This window comes from Candidatus Chlorohelix allophototropha (genome assembly GCF_030389965.1).
GTDB classification, from domain to species: domain Bacteria; phylum Chloroflexota; class Chloroflexia; order Chloroheliales; family Chloroheliaceae; genus Chlorohelix; species Chlorohelix allophototropha.
Genome location: NZ_CP128400.1, coordinates 2,225,958 through 2,243,618, shown reverse-complemented (window position 1 = coordinate 2,243,618; position 17,661 = coordinate 2,225,958). Strand labels below are relative to the sequence as shown.

Genomic DNA, 17,661 nt, shown 5'->3' with positions numbered 1-17,661 from the left:
GCAAACTGGTTTAAAAACTACCAAAAAGATTCGTTTTGTAAGCAAAATAAAAGGGTATCTCGCAGGTTTGCTCGGCAAATTACCTTCGTACGAAATACCCGCACACAATTAAGTGTTATACCATTTGGATTTTATTTGAAACGGTACGTAATACGACCTCTGGTAAGATCATACGGGGAGAGTTCCAAAGTCACACGATCTCCCGGTAAGATTCGGATGAAGTTTTTGCGAATTTTACCGCTGATATGCCCTAAAACGCTATGTCCGTTATCCAATTCAACCTCAAACATTGCATTGGGAAGCGCTTTTACCACCTTACCATCCACCGCTACTGCATCTGGATTAGATTGAGGGGTTGAGGAGGTAGTTGGCGCGGGATTGGGTTTTTTGTTACGGTTATTATTATTATAGTTATTTCTCGGTTTGTTCAAAATTGAAATATATCCTTTCAAGAATATTTTTTACGGTTTTAAATAAACGAGCGGAACGGCAAAACGCCGCCCCGCCAGCATATTTCTACAAAATATTAGTAGCGATATCCACCGCGACCACCGCCGCCACCACCGCCGCGACGATCCTGCGAGAAACCACCACCACCGCCACCGCCACGAGATTCCTGCGGGCGGGCTTCGTTTACGATGATAGCGCGACCATCAAGTGAAAAACCGTTTAGCATGGTTATAGCCTGCTGCGCTTCTTCATTGGTGCTCATTTCGACGAAACCAAAACCCTTGGGGCGACCGGTATCGCGATCCATAATCAGACGTACGGATTCGACCCTGCCAGCCTGTGCGAATACTCGCTCAAGTGTTGCTTCACTGGTACTGTAGGAAAGGCTTCCTACATAAAGTTTCTTGCCCAAAATACTTTCCTTTCTTAATCCGGCGCACCGGAATGGAACATAAACCTGAAATCTGGTCTTAATTGCAGCAACTGTGCAATTAACAAGTGGCACTTGAAAAGGAGAGGAACTGACAGGAATAATTGAGGTCTGTTCACAAACACCAGTCTAAGTGGCTACATGTCGAATGAGTATGAATGTCTTTAAAAATACAAACTCATTTCAACCTTACAATTGTAATACATAACAAGATTTTATACAAGATTTTCTGTGTACAGAATTAGTGCAATAGTGCGTTTTCACTTTAATACTTATTTAAATCCTCTAGTTTTTGCCTGTATTTATAGCATGTCGTAGGTGGAACGTCTGTCGGGGTCGCAAGAGGTGTCCCCTTCCTACTCTCAGCAGATTATTGCCCTAAAAACGTTTCTTGCAACCGCCCTGTAGGTTATAGCGTTTTGGTAGCAACGATAATATAATATGCACCAAGAAAAGAATTAATTTTCACTTTAGTGGGGAGTTTCTTAGTATGGTAGAGCGGATTTTACTGGCAATAGGCTATGAAGCGGCTGCTATTATTTTTCTGCTCGGTATTTGTAAAAGAGTAGGTCATCATAAGTTTGAAGAAAAATATTACGACTGGCTCTATTTTCTGCGTATAACAATGGGGTGTGTGTTAGCCGTACAGCTTGGTTTTGTAATATTGGTTTCGGCTTTTTTCTGGAACCAACATTCAATGGCAGTAGGGTTAACTGCGCTCGTAGGTATTCCGATGGTCTTATTACTTACAATGCTAATGATGCGCAGTTTTGCCGACAGTTATCGTGCAATCCCCAATCTTATCCACCGCCTTGAGCAAATGACTCCAGAAGAGCGTGAACATGTGCTGGAATCTTTGCCCCCTCAAACTTTCCAGCAATTACCCGGTGACTATCGCTTTGTCAGCAAGAAGAGCGACAGATGAACGCCAAAATCCTATGGCTTGTACTAATCATCTGGCTTGGTTTGTTTTTGCTAATTCGAGAAACTTTCAAGATTGGGCTTAATCCCGCCTTTACTTTTATATTTCTGGTTATTTTATTTTTCATAGTCCTGTTTGCAGTTCGGATTAGCGTATTTAAATTGCGAATATGGTGGGAAAGGTTCAGGGTCAAATTCAAACGGCTTTTTCCGCCACGTTAATATTTTCTTGTTCGCGTTCAAGCAAGGTGCGCTTCCGCTCTAACCCCCACCGATAGCCGCCCAACTCACCGTTGCCGCGTACCACCCGATGGCAGGGAATGAGCAAGGCAACCGGATTTGAAGCGCAAGCCCGCGCCACTGCCCGCGCTGCTTTAGAATTACCCACTGCCCGCGCCACTTCGCGATATGAGCAAGAGCTTCCATAGGGAATTTCTCGCAACTTCTCCCAAACTTTTCCTTGAAAGGGCGTAAAGGAAACGGCAAGCGGTAGGTCGAGTTTGGGGGTTTTTCCTTTAAGATGCTCTAAGATCAATTTAATCCATTCGTGCAAATTAGCCTCATCGCGTTGTAAAATCGCGTTGGGATATTCTTTCCGCAAAGCTGCTTCCAAACTCTGTTCATCTTCCCCGAAGCTGGCTACGCAAATGCCCTGCGCAGTTGCTGCTAACAGCAATAACCCCAAAGGAGAATTTGCAATTGTGTAACTGATTTTTACCCCTTCGCCGCCTTTACGGTATCTGGCAGGGGTCATACCAAGCCGCATACCCGCATTTTCGTACACGCGACTGCTTGAACCGAAACCCGCTTCATAAGTAGCATCCGCCACCGCCTCGCCGAGCTTTAGATTACTCTTTAGTTTTTCATGCCTATAGATTTCAACATATTGGCGTGGGGTAATTCCCATTTCCCGCTTGAAAGCGCGCTGAAAATGGAAAGGGCTAACGTTTAAGTGGTTGCTCAACTGCGCCAGCGTAATGGGGCTATCGGCATTTTCTTCGATATATCGGCATGCTTCCCGAATCATCTCGGTTTGTTTAGCAAAAGTTTGTTCCACTTTTTTTCTCCTTATAATTTGTACCGAGAACCATCATATAACTAGCAGTTATTAAAATTCTATCCGTTTCTTGCTGTTTAGATTATAAAACTGTAATTACCTAAAGATAAACGTTTAACTAAAAAAATAACATATATGCTATATAATAAGCCTACTGAAATATATACGTGTTAAGCAAAGTTCTCACTTCTGGTGTTGGGTTTGGGTTAAAGAATAAAATTAGGGGTCAAGAGAAATATGAACCGAAATAATAAACAGCTAGATTTATCATCGCTGATAAATCAGGGCGTAACCGAAGCCTCCGCGGGAAATCACCAAAATGCTCAAAGCATATTTAAACAAGTTTTAAAAATAGAACCTAATAACGAAACAGCCCTATTGTGGATGGGTTGGCTCAATATCGGCAATGTTGAGGCAGTATCTTATCTAGAAAGATTGCTTGCCAACAACCCTAATCATGATGTTGCACGGGCTTACCTGACACAGGCAAGAGCGCGTTCTTTGGGAACTGGTTCGCTTACAAGCGGAAGCACTTTTTGGCAGCGGGCGTATAAGGGAGAAGCAGCTAAAGCGACCACAAACGCTTCAAGCGTTGTGCCTTTTCTGGGCGAATTTCTGATGCGTCAGGGCTTTATTACTTTCAAGCAACTCCAGCACGCTGTGAAATACCACGAAGAATGTTCTCTAGTGGGTGATGACAGACCGATAGGGCAAATTCTGGTGGCGTTGGGCTACCTAACACGGGAGCAGCTTGAGCAAGGTCTAAAGATGCAAAAAGAACAATATTACAGATATAAGGCTAGTTAGTTACTACCTAAATGACTGGCTTTCAAATGCCCCTTGCCGCAGTAATAGGCGAGGGGTTTTTGTTTAATATCTTCGATTGTTTAGAGCCTTTAATAAAACAATCAAGCCTACCGTGATAATGGTAATCGTCAGAAGCGCTGAAATAATCGCAAATACACCTTTAAATAGCTGAGCAAGTACCACCAGCGTTATTAGCGCAATCAAGCCCTTTACCACAAGCTCTACCGCTCGACTATTACGATAATTCATAGCTAACCCCTGAATCCCCTGATACAACCTTTACATAAGCAGTGTTTGTATATTTCATCCCTAAATCTACGCAAATTTGGCATGGATTGTTTCAGGTTCGCGTTTGGTCGGGATTCGTAAGGGCGTGGGGGTAGCAATAAATCTTATGGGATGGGGGGTTCGGGTTTGGTAGGGGCGTGGCTCGATACGCCCGCGTTGGGGTGGTAAATTCATTTGGGTTGTGGCAATAAAAGAAGGGCGTATTTGATTGAATACGCCCCTACGAGAACGGGTTCGGGTTGGTAGGGGCGTGGCTCGACACGCCCGCGAGGGTTTGGTAAATTCCTTTGGGTAGGGGCAACAAACGAAGGGGCTTAGCCTTTGACCGAACCCGCCAATGCGCCGCTAATAAATTCGCGTTGCATCAGCAAAAATACTACCATAATGGGCAGCACCGACAGGCTTGTAACCGTCATGATACCGCTATAATCAATCAGACTTGCGCCGGAAAGCGCCCCGATCCGAGTCGGAATGGTATCCACTTGCGCCACTAGGGGCCAGAAGAAATTGTTCCATTGGCTCATAAACATGAAAACTGCCAACGCTGCCAGCGAAGGACGCATTACCGGAAGCACCAATCGCCAGAAAATACCGAACTCCCCTGCGCCGTCAATCCGCCCGGCATCCATCAACTCATCGGGAAATTGCCCCATTGATTGGCGCATTAGGAAGATACCAAAGGGGCTTGCCAAACCGGGCAGAATTACCGCTTGGATAGTACCCAACCAAACCAAATCAAAGGGATTTCCCCCCGCAATAATCTTAAACAAAGGCACATAGGTAACTTGGCTTGGAATCATCAAGGTAGCCAAGAACAAGCCGAAAATAAGATCACGCCCACGCCATTTATATTTGGCAAAAGCATAGCCGGAAAGCGAGGCGATAAACACGCTCAGCACCATGTAAAGCACCGCGATTATCACCGAATTCCAGATGCCTTCTGCCAATTTAAGGGAAGAATCCGACATTAGGCGGTCTATATTTTCAAAGAGCTTATCTTGCGGTAAAAGCTTAGGTGGTTGCGCTAACACGTCCGATTTAGTCAGGGTCGAAGCCATGAACATATAATAGAACGGGAACAGCGATATAATTGCACCGATTATTAACACGGCATACATCAGAACCTTGCGCACTACCCATAAAGTGCCGCGCTGCCCAACCTCTCTGGGCATGGCGTTACTTCGCATATTGACTTCCGCTTCCATCTTAACTTGCCTCCTCTCGACCTCCGGTAAACCGGAATTGCAGGAATGATAGCACCGCGATAATCACCAGCAAGCCATAGGCGATAGTCGAAGCATAGGAGAAATCTGCCTGCCTGAAAGCGGTACGGTAAAGGTAAAATCCAACCGTCATTGTGGCATTTTGCGGACCACCATTGGTTAAGAGGTAGCTTTCATCGAAAATCTGGAGTGTGCCGATTGTTGATAAAATCGTGGTGAATAGAATTATCGGCTGCATCAACGGAATAGTGATGCGGAAGAAGCGGGTGCTACGGCTTGCGCCATCCACTGCCGCCGCTTCGTATAAATCTTCGGGGATACCCTGCAAACCCGATAGATATATAACCATGTTATAACCTGTCCAACGCCAAGTAATTGCCAAAATTAGCAATACCCGGTTCCAGGTTTCATCCAGCGTCCAGTGGATAGGCCCAAAGCCGAACACCGATACGAATGAGTTTACGAAACCGTCCGGGTCGGCGAACAAAATCCTAAAAATTACGGAGGCAGCCGCCAGCGAGGTAATCGCGGGTAAGAAATATACTGCCCGGAAGAAGGATTTCATTCGCAAAAACTTGGAATTAAGTCCAACAGCTAATAGCATTGCCAGAGAAAGCTGTATCGGAACTTGGATTATCAGTATTATGAAGGTATTGAAAAGGGCTTTGCGAAAAAGCTCATCCCCTAGCAAGCGGCTATAATTATCCAGCCCTACCCATTTTTGTTCTCCCGCTACGTTCTTTTGCAAACTTAGCAAAAAAGAGTAGATGATAGGGTAAATCATAAAAATAGAGAACAAAATTAAGGCAGGCGCGACAAATACATATGGCGCTACTTTCGGGCTAAGCCGGAAGCCTTTCCAACCTCCCGAACCTTGTTTCGGTCGGGTTGAAACGTTTTGCATGGGTTATCTCCTTCGCAGCGGGTACATTCCTCTTACGAAAGCTGCTCTATTTGGGAATTTTGCTTTGAAGTGGCGTATTTAATGAGTTTGAAAGAGCGCACCGCAATGGCACGCTCTCCCCTATGTGAGTAACTACTTCAGAATATCACGCCCGGTTTGTTGCTTGAGCGCGTCCGCCCCTTTCTGCAACGCCGCCGCCGGATCGGTTCCGCTCAATACCGCCGCTTGCGCATCCGCTCCCACCGACAAACCTTTGTCGTTGTCACCGGTGTAATACGCCGCTTTCAACTGAGGGATTTGATCGGCGAACATCTTCCAAATCGGCTTATTGTTGAAGTAAGGCTGATTGGCAGAATAGAACGGGTCACTATACGCCGGGATGTAGCTGGGCCAGATACCAAAATTCTTGATAATGTTATTCTGACCATCTTTGGTAGCCATGCTATATTCTACGAAAGCCCATGCCGCATCCAAGTTCTTGGTCTTGGCAGGAATAGCCAAAGTAGAACCACCCAAATTGCTGGCGCGAGAGCCGCCTTTGGTCAGCGCAGGAATAGGCATTACATCCCAAAGACCTTTTTGCTCAGGCGCTTCCGACATAATGGTACCACTCCACCATACGCCGAAGATTTGGGTAGCAACTTTGTTGTTCTTGTTGGCGGCAACCGTACCGTCCCAACCAGAGCTATTGAGCAACAAGCCCGCATCGTTCAACTTCTTGACAACGGTCATCGCGCTTACAGCTTCAGGAGAGGTCAAGGTAATCTTGCCGTCTTTATTGAAGTAATAGCCGCCCTGCTGTCCCAAAATCATGCGGAACAAGCCGTCATCTTTGGTGTAGTCGATAGTATTCATCTTCACGCCGGGGTTAGCCGCGACAACCTTCTTGCCAGCTTCGATATAATCATCCCAAGTTTCGATTTTGGTAGCGTCAACGCCCGCTTTCTGGAACATATCGGTGCGATAGAATACGCCTACCGGCCCCGAATCCCACGGGATTGAGCGAATCTTGCCGTTAATTTTGGATTGTGCCCACTTGGAAGGGTCAAAATCCTTCTCGTACTTGGTGGCTTTTTCGGTCAAATCGGCGAAGCCATCGGGGAATTTGGAAGTATAAACATCCATGTGATCGCTTTCTACCTGTACAACATCGGGCAAGCCTACGCCACCCGCTGCCAATCCGGTAGTCAGTTTATCGTAAACATCCAGACGACCAATGTCCTGAACGGTAACTTTGACGTTAGGATAAAGTTTGTTGAAGCCTTCTACGTCCGCTTGCAGCGATTTAGCCGCAACGTTCCAACCCCAAACAGTAACATCACCTTTCACGGTGGTATTTACTGTTCCGCCACCGGCAGCAGCAGCAGTTGTGGCAGCGCCAGCGGCAGTCGTAGCAGCAGCGGCGGTTGTAGCGGGTACCGGAGTAGCAGTGTTATCACCGCAAGCCGCCAGTATCGCCATTGATAACAAAGCAAGTACCACCAGTAGCGACAAACGTTTAGCCGCACTAATAGTTCTCATAAATTTTCCTCCTCTTTGAGTTGAGTATCTGGATTGATTGCCTAAAATTCAAACAATTTAGCCCAGAATCTGTCTTGTAACAAGAGAGACAAAACCTGTCGGTAGAGTTCAGCTATTTGCTCTACCCCAATGGGGCGCGGCGGCTGAACTTCTTATAATCAGTTCAGCCGGTAGCACTATAGACTCAAACTCTCGGACATCTGCATTGATCATTTCCAGTAGTTTCTGAGTAGCACACCGCCCCATTTCCACAGCAGGTTGCCTGACAGTGGTCAAGGGGGGTTCAACCAACACCGCCATCGGTATATCGTCGAACCCTACTAGAGACAGATCATGCGGTATATGTAGTTCATATTCTCTGGCACAGCGCATAGCGCCCATAGCCATTCGGTCATTCATTGCAAAAATAGCGGTGGGTCGATTCTCAGATGAAAGTAGCTCATTACAAGCTTTGTAGCCGCTATCTAAAGTAAAATCCCCGTAGGTGAGCAAACTGGAATCCAACTCAATCGCATGAGCTTGCAGCGCATCATTTATACCGCGCATCCGTTCTTCCAACGCGCTCATAAAATGGGAAGGCCCGCATATAATTCCGATACGGCTATGCCCTAGCTTTATCAGATAGGAAATTGCTTCATACGCGCCGGTGTAATCTGACGCGCTAACCGAATTATGGCGATTTGGAGCATCGCTATACCCGATTGAAACAAAGGGTATTCCTTGCTCTTCCAGCACTTTACTGGCAATGTTGCCCTCAAAGGTTTCAAGTGTAACTGCGCCATCCACATAGCCGGTACGCACCAACTTGGTATAGGCGCTGCGTTGGTCTGCGCTTTTTGCCATTGAGATTAATACGTTATAGTCATTATCGTTGGCGACACTCTCCACCCCCCGTATGACTTCCAAGAGAAAAGGGTCGCTAAAAAGGTAATCGGGGTCGTAGGGTACTACCAGACCGATTACATAGGTGCGACTTCCGGTTAAGCCTCGCGCTGCTAAGCTAGGGCTGTAATGAAGCTTCTCAATTGCTTCTAGAACACGTTTTTTGGTGTGTTGACTAACATATGGGGTGTTGGATAGAACTTTTGAGACGGTTGCAGTAGATACTTTAGCCAGACGAGCAACGTCGTAAATGTTCGCCATCGAACAATTTCCCCTGTTTTGACAAAATAGCTAACCAATAGACAAATATAAAACCTTGGCAGTTGGTGCAAATGCCTTATGGGTACGAGAAATTTAGATGCCAAAAATGTTGTGTGAAAAATAGTAAAGCGCTTAACTATTTTATACGCTACTTTTACGAGCTTGTCAATAGTGTTTTCCTTTTGGTTTTTATTTTGTAACGATTCAGATAAAAGAAGGGTGTTTTCCAATGCGCCCGCGAGGGTTGGTAAAAGGGTTTGGGGGTTCGGATTTGGTAGGGGCGCATCGGAATCATTTAGACCAACAAATACGAATGTTCTAAAAAGGAATGGATAAAGTCGTTGCAAGGGATGGGGAATTTTGGCATAATCTTTCCAATTTCTATGTTTTGCTTTAGAAAGAAAGGATTGTGCCTTGCCTAGCCTGCAATATCAAGGTTCAAAGCCCGACCCCGCGCTCGAACCACTCCTTACTGACATCGAGACTTTCCTCCAAACCGCACTCTGCTCATTTGCCCCTGAACCTCAGCGTAGCGAAAGAAGAGGACGTCCCGCCATCATACCCCATCTGTGCTTATGGTCTGGTTTGTTGGTGTGTGTCTTGCGGGGCTTTTCCCAACAATTATCTCTGTGGCGGATGTTGTATCTGGGTAAACTCTGGCATTATCCACGCTTTCCTATCAGCGATGAAGCGGTGTACAAACGGCTAGAACGTGCCGATATTAAACCCTTGCAAGCCTTGTTTCAACATATTTCCCAGTTGTTGCAGCAACGTCTTGAAGTCTGGTCAACTTGTGCGCTGGCACCTTTCGCCGCCGAAGTGCTGGCTTTGAATGAAACCACCCTCGACCAAGTAGCGCGCTATTTGCCCTCCCTGCGTCAAGTGCCCCAAGGAGATGAGCGCTTGCTGCCCGGCAAACTCAGCGCCCTGTTTGACCTCCGTCGGCAGCAATGGCGCACTATTGAGTACCAAGAAAAGCCTCACCAAAACAAAAAGGTGGCAGCCCGTCAAATGGTTTCAAACTTGCCCAAATACAGTTTGGTGCTGGCTGACTTGGGCTATTTTGGCTTTGAATGGTTCGATTGGCTGACCGAACAGTCCTATTGGTGGGTAAGTCGCTTGCGTGAGAAAACCAGTTATACCCTGCTGCATTCCTTCTTCGAAGAAGGCGATACTAAAGATCAGCTAATCTGGTTAGGGGCTTACAGAGCCGATCAAGCGGCGCACGCGGTACGCTTAGTTCAATTCCGAGTGGGAAAGCACTTACACCGCTATATTACCAATGTAACCGAACCGCAGCAGTTGCCGATAATCGAAATAGCCCGGCTCTATGCCAGACGCTGGGACATCGAACTCGCCTTCAAAACTCTCAAAGTGCATTTGAAACTGCACCTGTTATGGAGCGCTAAAAACCAGGTAATCTTGCAACAGGTCTGGGCGACTTTGATCATAGCGCAAATTCTGCAAGCTTTTCAAATGGAAATAGCGGGACGGGCTGGGGTAGATCCATTTGAGGTCTCGTTAGCCTTAATGATCGAATATTTACCTCAATTTGCCTATGACGGCAATGACCCCTTAGAAAGCTTCATAAAGTATGGACGGGAGGTGCGGTTTATTCGCCCCTCCACTCGCACTAAAATCCTTGCACCTACGCCTGATTGGGACTTGTACAAGCCCTTACCACCTGATTTATGTTTCATTAGAAAGCCCCGTTATGCTCATAAACCTTAGAACAAACGTATTTGTTGGACTCAATGGGCTCGACACGCCCGCGAGGGGTTGGTAAATTCATTTGGGTAGGGGCAATAAAAGAAGGGCGGTTCACACCCTCTACGGGGCGCAGGCGAACCGCCCCTACGGGTTCGGAGGTTCGGGTTCGTATTCCCCATCCGGGGATACAAAAACGATATTCTTAACGTTTGGGGTGGTCGTTGAAAATGGAAATGCCGACCTTGCAACTGTTCTGCCGGAGGTAGGGTAAAGGCTTATCAAACTCTAAGCATTCCGGGTAATGCTTGCTATTCCAGAAGGGCGTAACCCGCATTATAATGTGGCTGAGCCTATAACTAGGAAAGAGGAGAAATGAGCCAGAATAACATGAACCGGAATACGCGCCGCCGCTTTCTGAAAAAGGCAGCCGGACTTGCCTTTGGAGGGCTTTCGCTAGGTTGGTTGTCGGCTTGTGGGGAAGTTGCCACTCCGATACCGCCAACGCCACTTCCCACTGCTATTCCAACTTCAGTTGTACCCACGACTACGGTTGCAACTTCGCAGTCGGTTGCCGCTACCACCACCGTGGCGCTGCCGATTGCCTCGCCTACGCCCGCCTTCCAACGCTTTGGTTTTATTGTGTATGGCGATATTAGAACCGCAGGCTTGAAGCCGCCGCCTATATTTGATAAACTGCTCGCGCTTTCCAAAGAGTATAAGCCGCAAGCCGCGCTGTTGGTTGGCGATATCATCAACGCTGAGGACAATAATTCGGTGGTAAAGACGCAATGGGAAGGGCATCTAAAACCTTTTGCCGCGCTCGGCAACATCCCCATTCTGCCCACTATCGGCAATCATGAGACGAACTATCGCAAAGCTGCCACGCCCCTATATTTGGAAGCTTTCCCCGATTTGCCCAAGAACGGACCCGCAGATTTTAAGGGCTATGCTTATTCGCTGGATATTGGTGCGGTGCATTTTGTATCGGTGGCTTCCGAACTACCGAGTCAGCCGCACCAATTGGGCAAGGTTCAGTTAGCTTGGCTGGAACAGGATTTGAAAGCCACGCGCCAGCCCTATATTCTGGTGATGAGCCATGACCCTGCCTATCCGGCAGGTCCGCATGTGGGCAATAGTCTCGATGCTTACCCGGCAGAGCGCGATGCTTTTTGGAAATTGCTGATGGATAATAATGTCACCGCTTATATCACGGGGCATGAACATCTGTATAATAAGAGTGTTCGTAACGGAATTTATCAGCTTATAATCGGAACGAGCGGTTCTTATCCCTATTCCGGGTGGAGTGGCGATTTCTATCATTTTGCCAGTTTTGATGTAACGCAACAAGCAATGAACGTACAAATTATTGATGAGACCGGAAAAGAGCGTGACAAGCTTACTTTGAAACCGCGCTAATCAAAAATAATTAGTAACAATTCAGCCAGAGCGGGGTTCTCAGGGGTGCAACCCCTGTGCGGGGTGGCAAGGGGTGTCCCCTTGAACTCCTCTCTCCTATTCCCCACTTGAGGGGGATAACGAATCCGAGCGGGGTTCTCAGGGGTGCAACCCCTGTGCGGGGTGGCAAGGGGTGTCCCCTTGAACTCCTCTCTCCTATTCCCCACTTGAGGGGGGTTAACGAATCCGAGCGGGGTTCTCAGGGGTGCAACCCCTGTGCGGGGTGGCAAGGGGTGTCCCCTTGAACTCCTCTCTCCTATTCCCACTTGAGGGGGATAACGAATCCGAGCGGGGTTCTCAGGGGTGCAACCCCTGTGCGGGGTGGCAAGGGGTGTCCCCTTGAACTCCTCTCTCCTATTCCCACTTGAGGGGGTAGGGGGTGAATAATTACAATAAGTAATCGGGGAGTATTTATTATGGCGGGTTCGCAGGCAAATGATTTAATGGTACAGAAGTACGATTTTTCTTTGAAAGAAGAAACCAAGCTATACCACCGCGCTAAGCGTGAGCAATGGGATGCCGCTGATCTGCCGTGGGAGCTTGGTACTGCCCTCGACCCCATTCAACGCGCTGCCGGGGCGCAGGTGCTGAGCAATTTTCTCTATGGCGAACAGGCGGCGATGCTTATTGCCAGCCAACTAGTCTCGCAAGTGCAAGATATGGAGATACGCGCTTGTTTGGCAACTCAGGTTATGGATGAAATCCGCCACATAGAGGCTTTCAATCGTTATATCGTAATGCTCGGCAAGGTGCAGAATCCTAATGAGCATATCCGGGAATTTGTAGAGCGACTATTGGCGGTGCAGAATCCGGAAGAAAAATTCATCGGCTTGCACTTGCTGCTGGAAGGATTGGCTTTAGAGGTTTTTCACGAGGCAGCCCAACGCATTGCAGACCCGCTGCTCAAGATAATGCTCAACAAAACTACCCATGATGAAAGCCGCCATATTGCTTTTGGTACAACCTATTTAAAAAAGCTCGTCAAAAAGCTCGATGAAGAAACCAAAGCGCAACTTGTCACGCGCCATACTGAGTATAGTATGCTGCTGGTAGGGTTGGTTATAGATGAAGCGGAAACTTCTGCTCAGTTTGGTTTGGATTTGGCGAAGATTACAGAGCGCAACATAAACGGACATTTGCATCGAATGGCGGGAATAGGCTTGTGGAAAGAGGAATAAAGGTTTAACCCAATGATAACATCTTTTTAAAGAGACGTTATTACCCCCTTAATATTTATCCCCTAGAATACAGTTACCGGAAGATAGTTAACCGGCATAGATAAGATCAACTATTACCATTAGTCATCGAAGTAACAAACCAACTCCTCCTGGTGAGTTACTTCAAATCTCTTCCCCTACCCCCTCAGGTGTGGCTGCCAGAATTGTCAGGCTGGTAGCCCACTTTTTTTTTGTAATTATTCGCCACCTCAGAGGTTTCATCTCTGACTTGTTCTGCTAAGAATTGAGCCTGCGCATTGATCCAGTTAACCCCACTTTGATGATTAACCGCATGGCAAAAAGGGGCTGTTATCTCTCATTTTGTTGTCTCCTAGCAAGGAAGCCGTAGTTGTGTGCTACACCTTTAACTTATATATTTGTTTCTCGGTAGCTGCCCACAAATATCCACCGTCCCAAGCAAGCCCTACTATTTCCTGTACGGGAGAGGGAAAAGTAGCCAAAATTTTACCTTCAATAGAAACCGTACTAATTACCATATCGAAGGGGGTTTTATTTTCGTGCGCCACCCAAAATTTTTTGCCATCCCAGGCAAGCCCCAAAATATTTTTTGGGAAAGCCAGATTAGTAAGAATATTTCCCGAAGCATCCAACTTTCGTATAACATATTGATTTGAGTACCATAAATTTTGGTCTACCCATTCAAGGTCGGTTATAACTCCGCCACCAATTACTCCGTCTCTAGAAGCGGGGTATTTGCTTACTTCCTTCAAGTTTACGCCGTTAACTTGAAGGCGGTGAATGAAGCTGTAATTCCTAGTAATAAGCCATAGATTAGACCCTTCCCAGGTCAAACCCTCTGGGGTTGCATCAGGCGAGCGGAAAGAACCCAATGTGTTACCTTGAGTATCAACCTGAAAAATTGTTGCATCGTTGTTGGATAGCCACAGATTTTTGCCATCCCAAGCTATTCCCATAGTGTTGCTGCCGGGAGCAGCAAAATCAAACGCTACTGCTATTGCGGTGGGGCTGGTAGTTGTACCGGGCTGAGGGGTAATTGTGCGACTCGGTGAGAAGGTGGGAGTAGCCGTTAGTAAACTTGTAGTGGCGCTCCCTTCTGGTGCTGATACGTTAGTAGCGGTCGTAGGGATAACAATTGTGGTTGGAACTGATGTCGAGGTTACCCTTACTGGAGTAACTGTGGTTGTAAGTTGAGCAAAGATGGTGTTGGTAGGATTAGCAGAAGAGTTTGAACCAAAGGGATTAATTAAGGTAAAAGATACTAACAATACTAATATGATGGGTAATAAGATTAAAAGAATTGATTTAGAAGGTATGAATGGTATGAGCGATATACGAGATGCTTCTATGGGCAGTGTACGGGATAGAGTAGGGATTGAAGGTGCAGTAGGGATTGAAACGGCTACATGCGCTGGTTTCTCCAGTTTTTTGGCTCGTAAACTCAAACCTTTTAGGAGTTTTTCGTAACCTTGGTTCTCGTAATAGTTGACGTATTGCCATTTGCTTAGCCTTCGTGGGATTTTACACTCCGTCAATTTCAAAGGTATGATATTACTCATTCCTTCGGGCATATATTTGGCATAGTCAAGCGCGGTTTCTATTTCATACTGAACATAGCCTTGTTTAGCCACAGATTGGGGGGAGAGGCACACCAAAATGAGGTGACTCTCTTCCAAAGCCTTTTCAACTTCGTAGCGCCAAGGTTGTCCGGGTATCAGTTCTTCCTCGTCCAGCCATGGATGAATCCAATTCTCGGTTTTCAGACGCTCATAAAGCGCGCGTACGGCAAGTTTATCTTCAGAGGCGTGGCAGAGAAAAACCTGTAATTTTAGCGAGGGAATGGTTTCGGGCATAGTTATATTCCCACTAATGCGCTTAAGCTGCCATTATCTCTTTAATTATAACTGAATGTCCTGAACCTGACTATCTTGTTTCAATCTATATGGTATGTAAATAGCTATGGGTTTTTCGCAACTTAATGCTTGCTCTCGACAGGCAATAAATTCACGAGAAGCAATACCATCAGTATCAATTGGAGTCAACCCTCTATGACCCCGCACAGGGGATGCACCTCTGAGAGCCCCACTCGGATTCGTTTTTTTGTAAAAAAAATGCGGGGCAATGAACCCCGCTTGCCATATATAAGCATTTTATTATTATGCTGCGTCCCGATCGCCTTTTGGTAAGCGTGTGCGCAAACGCGGGCCACGCCGATTATCACGAAAGAACATTTCATCTTCAGGGGGCGTACTTACACTATATTCCCGCTTTTCATAATACGGGTCTTTTTCATGGCGACGCTTTTCCCATAGATCAGCTATTCTATCGCGGAGTTCTGTAAGCCTTGCTCTGTCAGTACGAGAAAGATAATCTCGCATTAAAAGTTCGGCGCGTTCTTCTTCAAGGCGATTGATTTCCCACAACACTGGATTTTCTTTTGCGGCTCTAATTATAAAGTTCATTTCAGACCCCTTCTCTACTATAAAGAACGATTCCTCTGGCAAAGGAGATTTTATTCGTATTTAAAAACATACTTCATTATTAACGGATAGTAATTATTAGATACCTTCATGTTTTACTACGAAATTACTATCATAATGTTTCTTTTTTATTCCATCTCCATTAATTAGAATTGTACAAAACCAACATAACAAAAAAGATTAAAATGTCATCGAATTTTAGAAGAATCTAAAATTTAAATGATATTTTAATACTATTATTTGTTTTGCTATTGAATTAGGGAATAATTTGCCAACTAAGTTGGTTTGAAGGGGTAGATTAGACTCGCCGTTTTGGGTTGAGCATAAAAGGTTGCCCGCTAACAAACTTTCGGGGCTTGCCACCCTTATAAACTGTTACCCAACCGCGCCCGTAAACGCGCCAATTGTTATCATAGCCGATAGCCGAAGTTTTATCATCAACGCCGAAAACATACGCAGTGGGCAGTAGTTCCGCCAACCGCTTTGCCCATTTGCGCCCCTTGCTGCTGTGATACGGGATGAGGCAACCCGCCGGGATTAATCCCAACCCGGCAACTAATTCGTCCCTATCTTCAAGGTACACATATTGCGCCAATACCGCTGCCCCGCTGCCGCTACCGCCCAACACTCCGTTGCGGGTCAGGCTTTTGGTTAAGACAACCTTTAATTCTGAGTCTTGAATACATTCCAACATAAAAGCCGGGTCGCCGCCTACCAGATAAAGCAAACTCGCTTTTTCCAGCTTTGCCAGATTTTGAGGGTCATTACAAGCTTCGAGGCTACTCAGCACTAGCCTTTCGCAGTTGCGCGCGCCCATGTTGCTGAACCAAAACGCGCCCGCCTGACTCAATTCCTCGCCTTTGCGCTGACTATTAGTAATAGCCACTACCAAGCATAAACCGGGTGAAGCTGAAGCTGCCCCGGCAAGCGCAATAGCTTCTTGATCGGCAAACTCCAGCCCCTTCTCAAACTCGTTTCCGCCTGTCAAAATGAAAGTTTTGCTGCTCATCCTGCGAATTGTTTCCTAACTTCGAAGTATAGACGGTGCATCTCAGGATTTCCGGTTACTACCGAAGGCTGGTAAATATCGAGTGGTTCGCCCATATGGTTGCTGGTGATTGCCCCCGCCTCTTCCAAAATTACGGCAGCCGCCGCCAAATCCCAGGCATGTAAAGCCCCGTGATAGAAAAGGTCAAACCTTCCGCAAGCTACATAGCATAGCGCCAGCACAGCGCTTCCCAGAATGCGCATAGTTCGCACGCGAGATCGCCAGAAAGCCGCCTCTCTTAATTGCTGTATGGCTCTTTCTTCGTTATAGCCGAGGTCAAATGCCATCAGCGATTTCTCTAATATGGCTTCCCGACTAACCCGGATTGGCTGGTCGTTTAAAAATGCGCCCCCACCTTTTATACCTACAAAAAGCTCATCCCGGAAAGGATTGTAAACCACACCGAGAACAGGAGTATTACCGTCCAACACCCCGATAGAAACACAACTGGCGGCGAGGTCGGCAGCGTAGTTAGCTGTGCCATCAAGGGGGTCAATCACCCAAGTGTAAGGAGATTCTGCCGAACCTTTCAGCAAGCCGCCTTCCTCACCTAGAATGGCATGTTCCGGAAATTTCGCGCGGATATGGCTGATTATAAGGTCTTCCGCTTGCTTATCCACTACGGTAACCACATCTTTGGCGCTTTTATAATCCACTGCGGCGGGACCGGGCGGGAGAGCCTGTCGCCAATCCAGCATTAATTTTCCGGCTTCGCGGGCGGCGAGAATAGCTGTTTCTTTCAATTTATATGAGCCTCCTGATAATCAGGTTTCTATGCAATTTTGGTTATTCCTAAACGCTCAATAGTATAGCACAAAGCAAGCCCTTAGCTTTCAGCAAGGCTGTTGCAAGAAACGCTGCTTCCGCCGGAGAGGAGGAGAGAAGGTGAGTTCAAGGGGACACCCCTTGCGACCCCGGCAGGCGTTCCACCTGCACTTCCTTTCCGAACTTGCAACTGCCCTTTAGCTTTCAGTGTAGTATTTGCTACAGACGGTGTTTAGCCACTATGCGATACTTTTTTTATATTC

General features: G+C 46.7%; 18 protein-coding genes. 5 read left to right on the top strand and 13 right to left on the bottom strand.

Features of this window, described 5'->3' with window-relative positions:
* Positions 1 to 131: 131 nt before the first annotated feature.
* Together infA and OZ401_RS22250 are read right to left on the bottom strand one after the other, a co-directional pair.
* On the bottom strand, positions 132 to 326 hold the full coding sequence (gene infA, locus OZ401_RS22255; RefSeq protein ID WP_341471847.1) for a translation initiation factor IF-1: 195 nt from the start codon (positions 324 to 326) through the stop codon (positions 132 to 134).
* A 200-nt stretch (positions 327 to 526) separates the two neighbouring features.
* Positions 527 to 862, bottom strand: a complete 336-nt coding sequence (locus OZ401_RS22250; protein WP_341470726.1) for an RNA-binding regulator — start codon at positions 860 to 862, stop codon at positions 527 to 529.
* Between the two features lie 508 nt (positions 863 to 1,370).
* Between OZ401_RS22250 and OZ401_RS22245 the strand changes: the two genes are divergently transcribed.
* Positions 1,371 to 1,805, top strand: coding sequence for a hypothetical protein (locus OZ401_RS22245; RefSeq protein WP_341470725.1), 435 nt, complete (start codon positions 1,371 to 1,373; stop codon positions 1,803 to 1,805).
* A 192-nt stretch (positions 1,806 to 1,997) separates the two neighbouring features.
* Here the strand turns inward: OZ401_RS22245 and OZ401_RS22240 are convergent, their stop codons facing one another.
* Positions 1,998 to 2,858: a bifunctional transcriptional activator/DNA repair enzyme AdaA gene (locus OZ401_RS22240; protein WP_341470724.1), complete on the bottom strand. Its 861-nt coding sequence runs from the start codon at positions 2,856 to 2,858 to the stop codon at positions 1,998 to 2,000.
* 237 nt (positions 2,859 to 3,095) lie between these two features.
* On the opposite strand from OZ401_RS22240, the gene OZ401_RS22235 reads away from it, so the two are divergent.
* Entirely contained in the window at positions 3,096 to 3,665 is a 570-nt protein-coding gene (locus OZ401_RS22235) for a tetratricopeptide repeat protein (RefSeq protein ID WP_341470723.1), read from the top strand.
* 63 nt (positions 3,666 to 3,728) lie between these two features.
* On the opposite strand, the gene OZ401_RS22230 is transcribed toward OZ401_RS22235, so the two are convergent.
* The 6 genes from OZ401_RS22230 to OZ401_RS22205 form a co-directional block, all read right to left on the bottom strand.
* Complete coding sequence (locus OZ401_RS22230; RefSeq protein WP_341470722.1) at positions 3,729 to 3,914, bottom strand: hypothetical protein; 186 nt, start codon at positions 3,912 to 3,914, stop codon at positions 3,729 to 3,731.
* 66 nt (positions 3,915 to 3,980) lie between these two features.
* On the bottom strand, positions 3,981 to 4,127 hold the full coding sequence (locus OZ401_RS22225; RefSeq protein ID WP_341470721.1) for a hypothetical protein: 147 nt from the start codon (positions 4,125 to 4,127) through the stop codon (positions 3,981 to 3,983).
* A gap of 140 nt (positions 4,128 to 4,267) precedes the next feature.
* On the bottom strand, positions 4,268 to 5,158 hold the full coding sequence (locus tag OZ401_RS22220; protein ID WP_341470720.1) for a carbohydrate ABC transporter permease: 891 nt from the start codon (positions 5,156 to 5,158) through the stop codon (positions 4,268 to 4,270).
* Between the two features lies 1 nt (position 5,159).
* Positions 5,160 to 6,080 (bottom strand): carbohydrate ABC transporter permease, encoded by a 921-nt coding sequence (locus tag OZ401_RS22215; protein WP_341470719.1) that lies wholly within the window; start codon positions 6,078 to 6,080, stop codon positions 5,160 to 5,162.
* Positions 6,081 to 6,212: 132 nt separating this feature from the next.
* Positions 6,213 to 7,601: an ABC transporter substrate-binding protein gene (locus OZ401_RS22210; RefSeq protein ID WP_341470718.1), complete on the bottom strand. Its 1,389-nt coding sequence runs from the start codon at positions 7,599 to 7,601 to the stop codon at positions 6,213 to 6,215.
* Positions 7,602 to 7,709: 108 nt separating this feature from the next.
* Positions 7,710 to 8,744: a LacI family DNA-binding transcriptional regulator gene (locus OZ401_RS22205; RefSeq protein ID WP_341470717.1), complete on the bottom strand. Its 1,035-nt coding sequence runs from the start codon at positions 8,742 to 8,744 to the stop codon at positions 7,710 to 7,712.
* Between the two features lie 414 nt (positions 8,745 to 9,158).
* Here OZ401_RS22205 and OZ401_RS22200 point away from each other — a divergent pair, with 414 nt between their 5' ends.
* From OZ401_RS22200 to OZ401_RS22190, 3 genes are all read left to right on the top strand, one after another.
* The gene (locus tag OZ401_RS22200) at positions 9,159 to 10,475 is read left to right on the top strand and encodes an IS4 family transposase (protein WP_341470716.1); all 1,317 of its coding nucleotides are present in this window, start codon (positions 9,159 to 9,161) and stop codon (positions 10,473 to 10,475) included.
* A gap of 351 nt (positions 10,476 to 10,826) precedes the next feature.
* Positions 10,827 to 11,870: a metallophosphoesterase family protein gene (locus tag OZ401_RS22195; protein ID WP_341470715.1), complete on the top strand. Its 1,044-nt coding sequence runs from the start codon at positions 10,827 to 10,829 to the stop codon at positions 11,868 to 11,870.
* A 455-nt stretch (positions 11,871 to 12,325) separates the two neighbouring features.
* Complete coding sequence (locus OZ401_RS22190; protein ID WP_341470714.1) at positions 12,326 to 13,087, top strand: ferritin-like domain-containing protein; 762 nt, start codon at positions 12,326 to 12,328, stop codon at positions 13,085 to 13,087.
* A 395-nt stretch (positions 13,088 to 13,482) separates the two neighbouring features.
* On the opposite strand, the gene OZ401_RS22185 is transcribed toward OZ401_RS22190, so the two are convergent.
* The 4 genes from OZ401_RS22185 to OZ401_RS22170 all read right to left on the bottom strand — a co-directional run bounded on the left by OZ401_RS22185 (position 13,483) and on the right by OZ401_RS22170 (position 17,376).
* Positions 13,483 to 14,958 (bottom strand): toll/interleukin-1 receptor domain-containing protein, encoded by a 1,476-nt coding sequence (locus tag OZ401_RS22185; RefSeq protein WP_341470713.1) that lies wholly within the window; start codon positions 14,956 to 14,958, stop codon positions 13,483 to 13,485.
* A gap of 303 nt (positions 14,959 to 15,261) precedes the next feature.
* Positions 15,262 to 15,567, bottom strand: coding sequence for a hypothetical protein (locus OZ401_RS22180; RefSeq protein ID WP_341470712.1), 306 nt, complete (start codon positions 15,565 to 15,567; stop codon positions 15,262 to 15,264).
* Positions 15,568 to 15,883: 316 nt separating this feature from the next.
* Positions 15,884 to 16,594 (bottom strand): Type 1 glutamine amidotransferase-like domain-containing protein, encoded by a 711-nt coding sequence (locus tag OZ401_RS22175; protein ID WP_341470711.1) that lies wholly within the window; start codon positions 16,592 to 16,594, stop codon positions 15,884 to 15,886.
* Entirely contained in the window at positions 16,591 to 17,376 is a 786-nt protein-coding gene (locus tag OZ401_RS22170; protein WP_341470710.1) for an inositol monophosphatase family protein, read from the bottom strand. Before OZ401_RS22170 ends, OZ401_RS22175 begins: the two co-directional genes overlap by 4 nt.
* Between the last annotated feature and the right edge of the window lie 285 nt (positions 17,377 to 17,661).

Coding starts and splice junctions, on each gene's coding strand:
- OZ401_RS22230 (WP_341470722.1), bottom strand. CDS start 3,914: ATGAATTATCGTAATAGTCGAGCGGTAGAGCTTGTGGTAAAGGGCTTG.
- OZ401_RS22215 (WP_341470719.1), bottom strand. CDS start 6,080: ATGCAAAACGTTTCAACCCGACCGAAACAAGGTTCGGGAGGTTGGAAA.
- OZ401_RS22180 (WP_341470712.1), bottom strand. CDS start 15,567: ATGAACTTTATAATTAGAGCCGCAAAAGAAAATCCAGTGTTGTGGGAA.
- OZ401_RS22190 (WP_341470714.1), top strand. CDS start 12,326: ATGGCGGGTTCGCAGGCAAATGATTTAATGGTACAGAAGTACGATTTT.
- OZ401_RS22210 (WP_341470718.1), bottom strand. CDS start 7,601: ATGAGAACTATTAGTGCGGCTAAACGTTTGTCGCTACTGGTGGTACTT.
- OZ401_RS22225 (WP_341470721.1), bottom strand. CDS start 4,127: ATGAATTTACCACCCCAACGCGGGCGTATCGAGCCACGCCCCTACCAA.
- OZ401_RS22175 (WP_341470711.1), bottom strand. CDS start 16,594: ATGAGCAGCAAAACTTTCATTTTGACAGGCGGAAACGAGTTTGAGAAG.
- OZ401_RS22220 (WP_341470720.1), bottom strand. CDS start 5,158: ATGGAAGCGGAAGTCAATATGCGAAGTAACGCCATGCCCAGAGAGGTT.
- OZ401_RS22185 (WP_341470713.1), bottom strand. CDS start 14,958: ATGCCCGAAACCATTCCCTCGCTAAAATTACAGGTTTTTCTCTGCCAC.
- OZ401_RS22235 (WP_341470723.1), top strand. CDS start 3,096: ATGAACCGAAATAATAAACAGCTAGATTTATCATCGCTGATAAATCAG.
- OZ401_RS22205 (WP_341470717.1), bottom strand. CDS start 8,744: ATGGCGAACATTTACGACGTTGCTCGTCTGGCTAAAGTATCTACTGCA.
- OZ401_RS22245 (WP_341470725.1), top strand. CDS start 1,371: ATGGTAGAGCGGATTTTACTGGCAATAGGCTATGAAGCGGCTGCTATT.
- OZ401_RS22195 (WP_341470715.1), top strand. CDS start 10,827: ATGAGCCAGAATAACATGAACCGGAATACGCGCCGCCGCTTTCTGAAA.